This window comes from Chitinophaga sp. MM2321, from assembly GCF_964033635.1.
Classification (GTDB): Bacteria; Bacteroidota; Bacteroidia; order Chitinophagales; family Chitinophagaceae; genus Chitinophaga.
Map to the genome: position 1 here is coordinate 3440921 of NZ_OZ035533.1, position 12368 is coordinate 3453288.

The 12368-nt window shown below is 46.2% G+C and carries 7 protein-coding genes; all 7 read right to left on the reverse strand.

The genetic code is table 11. The annotated features are described in order from the left end of the window. Positions 1-3 precede the first annotated feature (3 nt). The 7 genes from ABQ275_RS13355 to ABQ275_RS13385 all read right to left on the reverse strand — a co-directional run bounded on the left by ABQ275_RS13355 (position 4) and on the right by ABQ275_RS13385 (position 12344). Positions 4-2145, reverse strand: coding sequence for a hypothetical protein (locus ABQ275_RS13355; RefSeq protein WP_349313634.1), 2142 nt, complete (start codon positions 2143-2145; stop codon positions 4-6). A gap of 10 nt (positions 2146-2155) precedes the next feature. Then, positions 2156-4402 (reverse strand): glycoside hydrolase family 20 zincin-like fold domain-containing protein, encoded by a 2247-nt coding sequence (locus tag ABQ275_RS13360; RefSeq protein ID WP_349313635.1) that lies wholly within the window; start codon positions 4400-4402, stop codon positions 2156-2158. A 74-nt stretch (positions 4403-4476) separates the two neighbouring features. Then, the gene (locus tag ABQ275_RS13365; protein ID WP_349313636.1) at positions 4477-5700 is read right to left on the reverse strand and encodes a metallophosphoesterase family protein; all 1224 of its coding nucleotides are present in this window, start codon (positions 5698-5700) and stop codon (positions 4477-4479) included. Between the two features lie 5 nt (positions 5701-5705). Continuing rightward, positions 5706-7178 (reverse strand): SusD/RagB family nutrient-binding outer membrane lipoprotein, encoded by a 1473-nt coding sequence (locus tag ABQ275_RS13370; RefSeq protein WP_349313637.1) that lies wholly within the window; start codon positions 7176-7178, stop codon positions 5706-5708. Positions 7179-7196: 18 nt separating this feature from the next. Further along, a complete protein-coding gene (locus tag ABQ275_RS13375; RefSeq protein WP_349313638.1) occupies positions 7197-10661 on the reverse strand; it encodes a SusC/RagA family TonB-linked outer membrane protein in 3465 nt (1154 codons plus the stop codon). Positions 10662-10680: 19 nt separating this feature from the next. Continuing rightward, positions 10681-11667 carry a FecR domain-containing protein gene (locus ABQ275_RS13380; protein ID WP_349313639.1) on the reverse strand — a complete coding sequence of 329 codons (987 nt, stop codon included), beginning with the start codon at positions 11665-11667 and terminating at the stop codon, positions 10681-10683. An 80-nt stretch (positions 11668-11747) separates the two neighbouring features. After that, positions 11748-12344, reverse strand: a complete 597-nt coding sequence (locus tag ABQ275_RS13385) for a sigma-70 family RNA polymerase sigma factor (protein WP_349313640.1) — start codon at positions 12342-12344, stop codon at positions 11748-11750. Positions 12345-12368: the final 24 nt, after the last annotated feature.

Genomic DNA, 12368 nt, shown 5'->3' on the forward strand with positions numbered 1-12368 from the left:
CATTTATTCCAACACTTTCAGATAACGCGCCATCCAGTATGGCAGCAGGAATTCATCGCCTGCCAGTTCTGATGCCCCATCATCGCCGCCATCAAGATTAAACGCATTGGCATTGTGCCGGTGTAACGGCTGCTCATCCATAGGTAGCAATACCTCCGTTGTTTGATTGCGAAAATTGGCCGGTAGCAGCGTGATATCTTTCCGGTGTGAATTTTTAATGGTCCATCTAACCTGATCCATGGGATAAGTCTGCAACCACCACGTAGTGGCGTCCGCATCATAATTCCCCGCAGTAGCCAGTGTGATCAGGTTCCATGCGGCGTTTTTCTCAGGGCGTTCTGATTCCCAAAGATTAAGGATAGCACTTTTGTACTGCTGCTTCAGTTCATCTGTAAATGCATAGTTTGATAAAACCCAGTAAGTGAGAAATGCCATTTCATCATCAGAGTGGTTCCAGCCGCCCATGCCCAGGTCTACACCTTCGTGAATATAACCCGGCGTTTGTTTAATGGTGCGGGTATCGATAAGTATATTTTTAAGGTACCCGTGTTTTTTCATCAGCTTATATGCTTCTGTTTTATACCTTTCTTTTCCGGTAAGCGCATATGCAACCTGTAAACCTGCAATAATGGTAGTACTTCCCAACCTGCGATCGCCGATAGTAGTAGGATACCAGTTGATATATTCAGGGTTCCAGCGTGCCCACAGGGTAGGTTTCTTATCGATATCAATCATGGTATACTTGTTATCAAGAATATGCGTCATGATCTTATCTATGAAAGTAGCCACCCTTTGCTTTTCTTCCGGTGTTTCCGCTACCATTTCATTCAGTACTGCCGCTACCCAGATATAGGCTACAAATTCATCGCTGCTGGTATGTCCTTTCCATTCCCATTCCGGATCAGGGGATTCGCGCCATCTTTCAGGATCTGAATTTTTATATCCCTTTCTTTCAAAAGTGCGGGAAGGAAATCCTTTCAGCTGGTTAATGGATAATATTCTTTCAAATGCTTCAAATGCTTCCCAGGCGTAGCGTTTGGCGCTCGGCTCCTTCGTAACTGCATATTTAAAAGCCTGGCTGCCGAGATAAAAACTGCTCCACAGACCATCATTATCTGTATCCGCCATTTCAGCAGAACCGACATCTCCGTGAGGATTCAGCTGCAGGTTGGCAATGAAGCCATAACGAATATGGCGTTCACGGATCTTGCGCTCAAAGTAAGCAGCTTTCTGTGCCAGTGTTTGTTTTGTGAATTCAATTTTATTCAGACCGGTAGCGGTTAAAACATATACATCACCATAACTGTCGGCAGCCATTCCTTTTACAGCATCCTGGTCCAGCCAGCGGCGGGAAGCAAAATAGCGGTAAGTGCCCGAATCCGTTTGCATAAAAGCGCCTTGTGCGGTGCCTGCCCAAATATGGCCGTTGACAACCATCACCTGCCCGATAGCCGGAACAGGTACACGTACCTGCAGGGAAAGACTGGTATCACCGGTAGTACGGTTAATGGCATAATAACCATTGTTGGTACTGAGTACAATATCGTTGCCACGGAAAGCCATAGCAGTTACGCCTTGTACGGAATGCACCTTTACAAAACGCTGGCCATCCAGGCGGTAAACGGCTTTATCGCTTAATATAAAAAACGTCCCGCCATTTGCTTCCATGCGTTGTACGCCTTCCGCAATAACCGGTAGCTCCTGTAATTTTCCTTTGTCGCCGATGGCCAGGGCGTTATTCCCTGACAGCAACATGCGACCGGCGGCATCAACAACCACCTGGTTAAATTTTCCGGATGGAAGATTGATGTAGGGTACACCGGCATAACCGTTGGTAAGACATTTATCCGCATATAAATAATACAGATGTCCGCTTCCTTCCTGCGTAGTAACGTCCACCGGTATTTTCTGTGCCAGTGGCCGGAAACGGAGGTCTCTTACCAGGTCGTTTCCGCTAACGCGGTAAAAGCCCTGGGTAGTGAGCACCTGTACATTATCATTATAATCTATAATTACTTTGCGCATCTGCAATCCTGCCGGCACATTGTATTTTATAGAAACAGCCTGTGTAAACGGCAGGTCAGGCGTAGCGTAAGCCGCGCACGAGAGTAGCAGGCCCGCTGCCAGGTAAGTTATTTTCTTCATGCCAATGATTTTATAATTTAATCAACCACACTTCAGAGACCCTTGAATGTTGCCGCCAGTTAAGGTGTTCTTCATCAATGCTGTCCCAGGTGAGCACCAAAGTGCCTGTTTTACTCAATGCAGGAGGTACGGGAAATTCTTTGATCTCTCCTATCCCTTTATTATACAAGGTTGGTTTGAGCCGCTCTCCGTTTGCACGGAGCAGGCTTTCACCGTTACCGGTAACTCTTATGATATAACGTGCTGTTGTGTCGAGATGATCATACCGCATGGCAGAAGGCCAGCGCATACTTACCATCCATGAAAGACGTCTGCGGCTGTAACCACTTTCCCACCAATCGAAACCGGGAGCGTCGCTGCGGAGTATGAGCGGGTCTGTATGCAGGTCTTCCGTCCGCACTACATGCGAAGATTTGGAAACATTCCCGACATTATCGTAAAAGCTTCCTGGTCCGGGGTTTTCCCAGTGGGCGATCGTATCCAGGGCTTTGCGTTGTTCCGTTTTAGAACGGGTACGAATGTCACGGAATTTGTCTTCCAGCCACCAGCGGTTATTCAGCGGCCTGTCCAGAAAGTCCAGCACGGCGCCTCTTTCAGCGCCTGCAGCTTTATATTTAGCCACGCTCGTTTGCAGGGCAACCGATTTATAAAGATCATCACATAAAGCGATGATGCGGTTGCGCCACTGTGGCATGATCACTTTATCGGCCTGTTGCAGTATTTTTTCTGCGCGGCCTATCGCATCGCCGCTTTCCAGCAGGGTGCGGTTAACGGCTGCTTCCAGTCCGGCTTCGCGGATGGCGCGCGCTCTCGTATAGGCGTCGTAGTAAGCTCTCAACAGAAACATCTGCCAGCGCCAGTTACCGGCCAATTCGGGGTGGTCCTGTTCCTGTTTTTGCCACAGACTGAGTGTGGCGGGGATGCCGCCATTGTCTGCGATAGCGCCTTCCCAGTTTTTTTCCAGCGCAAGGATACCATCAGCTGCTTCTTCGCGGAAAGAAGAACCGAAAAAGTAATTGGTGTACTGTATCAATATCTCTCTCACGTCTGCCCCGGTATTCCAACCCAGCATACTCCACACCATTTTATTCAGATCATCATGCGCGCCATCGGAATAGCTGATAAAGCCATCCATGTAGGGAGCGATGTAGCGGTAAATGTTGGCATAATAAACCGGTTGGGGATTCACCGGTTCCCGGCCGAGTGTCAAGGCAAAGGCGGGGTCCCACCATACTACCGGATAATCGCAGCGTACCGTATGCGTGATATCGGGGTAATGACGGATCTTATACATAGCAGGCAATGCTGCCCTTGTATCTTCCAGCGAGGGGCTGGATGGGCCCACCACGATGCCTCCAAGCCAGGTTGGCTTGTTTTGATGGATATAGGAATAAACGAAGGCGCAGTCTTCCGGATCATAGCCTTGCAGCGATAACCAGATCTGCGCCTTCGGATGATATTTCTTTAAAGAAACGGACAGTTCTTCCAACAATGGAAGTACTTCCTGTGGTTTATTATCACCTGGATCTCCGCCGGGAAAAAAGACGGCATCAAGCCGGACTGCCTGCCGAAGAAGGGTATCAAATTGCAGCAGGTAGTTTTTTCTTTTTACGGCATCCTTCAGGTCAAAAGTAGCCGGTGTCCATACGGAGAAGTCCAGGTCATATTTCTTGCAAAACCCGCTGATGCGCAGGTTCATATCCATTGATGGAATCGTAAAATGTGGAGAAGGCGGCATAAAGGGAATGGCCTCAATGCTGTTTGCTCCGAATATAGCCAGGTCGCGGATATATTGTTCATATTGTTCCGGTGTCCATCCATCGTATGAATTGGCGAGATTGCGGTAACCGATCTGATGGCCACGGATGGCTTTTTCAGGAACGACTTCCACGTCCGGTATGTCTGGTAATACCACACCTTGTTTGTTGTATTCCATCACCCGGAGTAAATATCCGGCGCCATACAACAAGCCACGGGTGCCATCTCCTTCCACTCGTGTGATCCGTCTGCCTTTATCTGATGACTGGCGGATCCGGTATGATTCCGGCCGGGATTTCACGGCGGTGAATACAATAACATCTCCGCTTGCCGGCATCTCTGTTGAAATGCTCCACTGCAGGCCGGTGCGTCGTTTCACCTCTTCCTGTAAGACCTGCGCGGCCACCTGATTATCTTTACTAACAATCGTCACCCGCTGTAATATTGTGCCTGCACAAAATAGCGGGATGCATAATAGCATGGTTAGGATTCCTTTCATTTCTTTCTTAAATAATAATTTCATCCTTTAAAACAAAGGATGTGGGGAATAACAGGATGATTAATATATCCTTATCATTTCATTTTATTCTTCAGCAGGTTCTCACCGTTGGCCTGTTTCTCCAGCTCAAAAGCATCAAACAATTCTCCGGTAACCGTGTAGGCGCGGTAAGAAATTGTCTTTGGCTTTACATCTACTATCTGATATAATTGTGTATAGGTACCCGTGCGCGCCATCCATGGCTGTGAACTTATCTCAGTCATTTTTGGACCGCTGACGGATACCACATACACTGGCCCCGTATTGCCGGAGCGCCCGCGGGCATAGGTATGATCATGACCCTGGAGTACCAGGTCCACTTTATATTTATCTAATAACGGTTTAAAATTTTCGCGCAATCTTGTATTGTCGTGCTTCTTGCTTGTTGACAATACCGGATGGTGGAAGGTGATACAGGTCCAGCGGTTAGGATTATTTTTCAATACATCTTCCAACCAGGTTTGCTGTCTTGCCAACAGGGTATCAGATATCCGGATTTCCTCTGAATTCAGGGAAATGAAACGCATACCCTGTACATCCGTATAGTAAACAGTTTCTTCCAGGCCTGCCGGGCCGTTTTCCGGCAGGGTGAACTGTGGCCGCCAAAACACAGAGGGTACATCTTGCCCCGCTGTGTTTTCATAATATTCATGATTCCCGGGCGTCATCATCCCGGGGATGCTGCTATGGATGAAGCTACCAGCTTCAAACCATTGCTGCCATTGGTTATTATTATTGCCCTTGTGTACGAGGTCGCCCGCGTGAATGATCAGGCGCGCATCCGGAGCCGATGACCAGGCTTTCCGGATGGCCCTTGACCATAGGGAAAGGATATTTGCCTGTGCATCTCCCAGATAAATAAAGGAGAAGGGTTCGCCGGGAAGTCCGGCAGTACTGAACTGGAACCATTCGCTCCATTCTTCTCCCTGTCCTACCCTATACGCATATACGGTATTGGGTTGCAGACCGGAAAAAGTGAAATGATGATAGCGTACGGGTAAAGAATCTGCAAAAGGGGCGGTCGTTTCCGCTTTATATTGCGTTGCCTGTGCCGTAAAACGCGGATCAGCGGTAGCGGGTGCCAGCTCGGCATAACTTGTTGTAATGGATTGTGCTGTTCTCCAGGTTACAGCCGCAGTCCGGGAAGGGTCTGCCGTAACATTCAATACAATACGGTCGGGTCTTAAGCTTTGTGCATGTACCTCACATTGTAAAAAGCAGGTGGCCAGTAGCCACCCGCTTATTATAAATCTCATCATAGCTTTTACTTCAGGTACCACATGAGTGTGGTTTGTTTATCTGCTCCGAATTGAGCCACTCCTTTCAGGTATTGATCTTCATTTGTATCACGTTCTCCGCTTGGATAAATATACCGTTTAGGTAATTCTTTGGAAGTAGCGAGTGGTCCCAATACAAATTTCGGGAAACCGGTACGGCGGTTGTCAAACCATGCTTCTGCGCCTTTAAGGAAACCTGCGATCCATTTTTGTCCCATCAGTTGTTCCAGGGTACCATTATATTTTACGGAAGCCTGGTTGTAATAATTGGCGTCACTAGCCGCCTGATCAACGCCATAGTATTTCATGCTGGCGGTGATACCGTCGTAGTAAAGACTTTCTGCAGTTTTACCTGCTACAGTTACTTTACCTGACTGTACACATTCCGCAAGAATAAAGCAAACTTCAGCATAGGTGATCATACTGGCTTTCACCATTGGATTACTGTTGCTGTTGAATATGGCAGAAAGACGGGAAATGTGTGGCGTACCACCATTGTAATCATACGGTGCAGGAATAGCATTTGGTACACCTACATATGGATTAGGATCTGAAGTACCACCATTGAGTGAATCCACTTTTGCTATCCATACTTCCAGGCGCGGGTCGTTCCTTTGTAAGAGTGCAGTAACGATTTCTTTGCTTGGTTTACGCTTATCGAATTCTGAGAATGCGTTTGCCTGAGCACCACCGGGCCAGCTGTTAGAAGGAAGTACACCAGGGTATTTTACTTCAGCATTATCGTCACTACTCTCAAAGATCGGATACTTGTTTTTATCATTCAAGATCTCCTGCATTTCTGTAAAAGCAGTTGCATAACTTTTAGAAGCACGTAACAGCATTCTTAGTCTCAGTGAGTTCGCAAACTTGCGCCATTTCAACACTACCCCAGCATACATCACATCCGCCTTTGCATCCACACTTCCTGTAGTGGAAGCTAATTCGTCATTAGCTTCCTTTAAAGTTTGCAGTAATGCCGGGTATATGGTTTGTTGCTGATCATATTTCGGATGCATCAGGGTTTGCTCTTTCAGGAGTAATGCCTCACTATAAGGGATGTCTCCGTAAAGGTCTGTCAGATAGCCAAAATTAAATACTTCCAGCACCTTGCCTACCGCCACATACTGAGGCGTATTCATTTTTTTCGCCAGGTCCATCATTTCCCGGTTGGCGGAAAGTCTGAGATAATTGCCATCCCAGTTTTGAGGACCCCAGTCGAATTTATCATTTCCCTCATTGCGCACCATCGTAATATAGCGCCCGGCAGATGCAGGCATGTCGAAATATGCTGCCTTCTGATATTCATAGGCTGTATTGATCAGCACAGATGATAACAGGAATTCGGGATTGATCACTTCTGATTCATTCGGGTTTACATTGATCTCTTCCAATCCTTTTTTACAGGAAGAAAAAGTGACGCCGAACAATAGTATCAGGTATAAAAGAGGTATGCGTTGCATAACCGTACAATTAAAGGTTTAGAAATTAAATCCAATCTTACAACCATATGAACGGGTGTAAGGTAATCCCCAGCTGGTTACACCAGGTGAGAAACTGCCATTGGATATTGTCATAGCTGTCTCCGGATCATATCCTTGCTCCGCGGCTGTCCATGTAAACAGGTTGCGTGCGATCAGTGATACGGATAAATTGCCCAGTGGTATTCTGCCCAGTGTTTTCTTGGAGAAGTTATAAGTCAATGAAGCTTCTCTGAGTTTCACATAGCTGGCATCGAAAGTAGAACGGCCGTTGAAACTCCAGTAGTATTCACCATAGTAGTTTTCTGGGTCGGTAACATTTGTATTGGGTACATATTTACCGGGACTTTCTTCAATATAGCCATGCAGGATCATACCATCTGTACGATGATTATTATCACTATCTATCCATGTAAGGCCACCGCTCTTTGGATCACGACCATTTACTGTTGTCATGGTACGGCCATCGCTCAACAGGTTTTTGGCAACATAAGAAAAGAAATTTCCGCCCTGGCGCCAGTCCAGCAACAGGTTCAATGTAAATCCTTTATAAGAGAATGTATTGGTAAACCCAATCATAAAATCAGGATTGTAATTACCAATCTTTGAATACTCATTTATCTGTTGGTAAGTACCATCACTGGCAAGCAATGGTTCTCCTTTAAACTCACCATCCGGCACTGTTTCCCAAGCCTGTGCATACATATCACCCATTTCCGCACCTTCCTTTACCTGGAAGCGGATGCCTTCTGCACCGCCTACCTGGTAGTTGGTGAGACCGTCCATGAGTTCTATTATCTTATTCCGGTTGCGGCTGTAGTTCAATTGCAGATCCCAACGGAATGCCCCTGCGACAGGAGTGGCATTCAATCCTATTTCAATCCCTTTATTCCCGATCTTACCGGCATTGGTAACCATGCTGGTATAGCCGGATGCCGAGGTTACCGGAATATTGAGGATCTGGTTACGGTTAATGGTGCTATAGTATGTAAAATCAACCCCGATGCGACCTTTCAGGAAACGAACATCCGCACCGAATTCGTGGGAAGTGGCAATCAGCGGTTTAAGCTTATTGTTCTTCAGCGCATTACTGATATTAGCCAGCTTTACATCGTTCCAGTCCTGTCCGAAGTTAAAGGTGTTATATAAATTGTAAGGATCTGTATCACCTCCTACCTGTGCCCAGCTAGCCCGCAGTTTTGCGAAAGAGAGCGCATCAGATTTAATTCCCAGCATATCAGATACAATGAGACTTAATGCTGCGGAAGGATAGAAATATGAGTTATTGGAAGCGGGCAGTGTACTTGACCAGTCATTACGGGCAGTCAGGTCAAGAAATGCATAGTTACGGAAGCTAACCTGTCCCATACCGTATACACTGTTGATACGTTTGGTAGACTGGCCAGAACCATTTAACACGGTACCTGCTTTTGCATTGGATATATTATATAATCCAGGTATCACGAGACTTTCTGTTTTCTGATTGGTACTCTTTCCTAATTGATTCATGCGGTTTGCGCCGGCAGAAACGGAAAAGGAGAAATCAGTATTCACTTCTTTTTTATAAGTCAACAGGAAGTCTGTATTCTGTTCCCGGAAAAATTCCGTTCCGATGGCATAAGCTCCGGTTGCATTACGTACTGAACCAAAGGGACGTTTACTTTCGCGGGATTCTGAATAAAGGTCCATACCGGTACGCCCCATCAGGGTGAGGTTCTTCGTGAGCTCAATATCTATCTGCACATTACCCATCATCCGATCGCGATCGTACCCATTGATAAATTCGTAGGCCACCAGGTAAGGATTATCAGTAGATCCCGGTACATGAGAGAATTGTTCCAATCCTTCTTTACCAGGTAACCAGTAATTACGCAGTTGCTGTATATCCACATTCGGCGTAGTAGTATATACGATGTTGCTTACGCTACCACGATTGAAAGTAGGGCGGTTACCGCTGCTGTTTTTCGTATAGCCGATATTGGTACTTACTTTTATTTTAGAACTCAGATTATATCCAGCGGCCAGATTAAGCGTATTTCTTTTAAGATCTGTATTAGGAATAATACCTTCATTCTTCAGATTCGTAAAAGAGAGACGGAAGCTTCCATCCTTGTTATTACCTGTAACGGCGATGTTATTCGTAAAGGTGGAGCCGGTACGGAAGAAATCTTTAACCCTATCAGGATAGGAAACCCAATCAGTAGGAATAGGATTGCCATTTGCATCCAGCGGGCTATTCCACTGTACATGTTTGGTACCGATATCCAGTCTGGGTCCCCAGGTAGCATCAGAGATCGTTTCTTCTGAGCCTTCCCTGTCGCCGGAACCAAATTGATTCTGGAATAAGGGAAATAGTGTAGGCTGATCAAATATCGCGCTGGAGTTTACAGAAACACCCAGACCTTTTGTAACGCCCGAACCAGATTTAGTGGTAATCAGGATTACGCCGTTCAGCGCGCGGGAACCGTATAAAGCGGAAGCACTGGCGCCCTTCAGTACAGAGATGCTGGCAATATCATCCGGGTTAATATCGGAAATAGTACTACCATAATCCACCACTACCTGCCCAACAGGCTGGGTAGGTGTACGCACTGCGGGAGCTATAGGTATTCCATCCACTACATACAGTGGCTGGTTATATCCTGTCAAACTACTTTGACCACGGATCGTCACCAATGAAGTGCCGCCTGGATCAGAACTGGTGCTTCTTACGTTTACACCGGTTACTTTACCGGATAATGCGTTGGCAATATTTACTTCTTTCACGGTGCTTACTTCATCACCTCTCAGGGTACCGATAGAATAGCCAAGTGCTTTTTCATCGCGTTTGATACCGAGAGCAGTCACCACTACATCATTCAGGCTATGTATATCCGTAGATAACTGCACCTGCATGCTGCCGCTTCCAACTACCTGTTCTTTTGTGAGATAACCAACAGAGCGGAATACCAGCACCGCATTGTTGCCGGTTACGTTAATGGAAAAATTTCCATTTTCATCTGTGGCTGTACCATTGGTAGTACCTTTTTCGTGTACGCTGACACCAGGCACCGGGGTACCTTTATCATCTATAATATGACCTTTCACTAACTGGTCCACAGCCTTGGCTACTGCTTTTACATCAGCGCCGGAAGCCTTGATGGCATAATCGCGATCGCTGAGTTTTACAGCCTGTAACCCAAGTGGGGTGAGCATTTTGGTCAGGTATGTTTCCATGTTACCGCCGGCCACACGCTCAAATTTGTTATCAACAAATTTGTTTTCGAGCTGTGAAGAGGCATAATTAAAACTAACATTGAAACGTGTTTCCAGTTCCGTCAATATTTGCCGGAGCGGAATTGTGCTGGATTCCCGCGGAGCATTGCTGCTTCGCACCATCATCTGTTGTGCTGAAATATTGGTGGTCAGCAACAACAGTAGCAGCGCCCTCCATGGAGCGTAAAGCTTCGTAAAGCTCTTTGGCATAACTGTAGATTTTAAAACCTTATTCAAAAATGATTACTGAATTGCTTTGTTTCATTTTCAGCTGATGCACGGTAGCTATGGCTTTTAACAGCAGTGCAGGATCATCAGCAGGGCCTGCGCCGGTAAACAGCAGACCTTCCATCTTTTTGTCCTTAAATTCAACGTGGTATCCATATATATCCTCTAATTGCTGTGCAACATTTATGAGTGGTTCATCCCGGTATACTAACCGGTGTTGTTTCCAGGCAGTGAGCTGGGTGGCATCTCCTTTCAGCCATTGATGCTGACCGGTAGAAAACGACATCATGTCGCCGGGTTTCATATTCAGGCTGTCATTCACCACGATCTTTCCTTCTTCCAGGAGCACATTCACCTTGTCATGCCGGCTATATACATTGAATGCGGTTCCTTTTACTTCAATCGTTACCTGCGGCATCAGTACCCGGAATTTCGGATTTAATCCGGCGGGTGATTTTGACACATTAAAGTAAGCTTCTCCGTTAAGTGTCACTGTTCTTGCCAGCTCTTTTTTCCATTTACGTGGATAGGAAATGGAAGAATTGGCATTTAGCTGTACCACAGAACCATCGGGCAATTGCAACATTTTTGTTTCGCCAAAACCCGTCTGAACAAATGTTGTTTCCGGCACATCAGCCTTCCAATAGTACTGCCCTGCGGCAAGCAACAACAAACTGGCAGCCACAGCACCCAGGACATAGTGCAATCTTCTGAGCGGATTTCCGTTATTTTTTTTAACAACGGTATCGTTCAGTAACTGATCTATCCTATGCTTTACGGTTTCCATTTCTTCCACAGTGGCCTCATTGGTCCGGAACCTTAGTACCAGCACCAATGCCCTGGCTTCGTGCAACACTTGCTCCCTATCCGGATGCGCTGCCTGCCAGCCTTCCCAGAAGGTGGCAGCATATGCATTATCATTCAGCACCCATGCCTGGAAAGAGGCATCCGCAGCAAGGTCCGCTGCGTCGTATTCACGATAGTTCATAAAAAAGTTCCTTGTATAATAAGAAGAGTCAAAAGCCGGGGAAATACCCTCAGGAAAATGAAAAAAATTTTAAGTTTTTTTTAACGAAGCATTAAAGCAGATACTTCTGGTGCCAGCAGTTCCTTTAATTCTGCAATGGCCCTATATATTAAGGTACGGGCGTACTTTACTTCTTTCAATACCATTACACCTGCTATTTCTTCATAGGTAAGATTTTCATAAAAACGCAGGTAAATGGCTTCTTTTTGTCTTAGTGTCAGCGAATTCAGTGTTTGCTGTAATCGCCTGGTAGTATGTTCTGTATGTTGACGGTTGATCAGGATACTTTCAGGAGAAAGCTCCAGTGCGAATGCCGAAAAAGTGCTCTCATCCAGGCTGGCAGGCAACTGTGCAGATTTTTGAAGATAGCGGAACAGCTTTCTTCTCGCAGATACCATCAGATAGCTTTTCAGATTTTCAGGAAATGAAAGCCCTGCGCTCTTCTGATATAACTGCGAAAAGAAATCCTGCAACATATCAGTTACCAGTCCACGGTCCACAGTAAACCGGATACAATACCGGAAGAGCAACGGAAAGTATCGCCGGTATACTTCCCCGAAGGCTTCCCGATCTCCTTTAGAGAGCAGGGCCCACAGGTACTGGTCATCGTGCTGCGGATAATGAGTGCTGGTTGTCATTGATTATGTGAATTAGGGATAAGT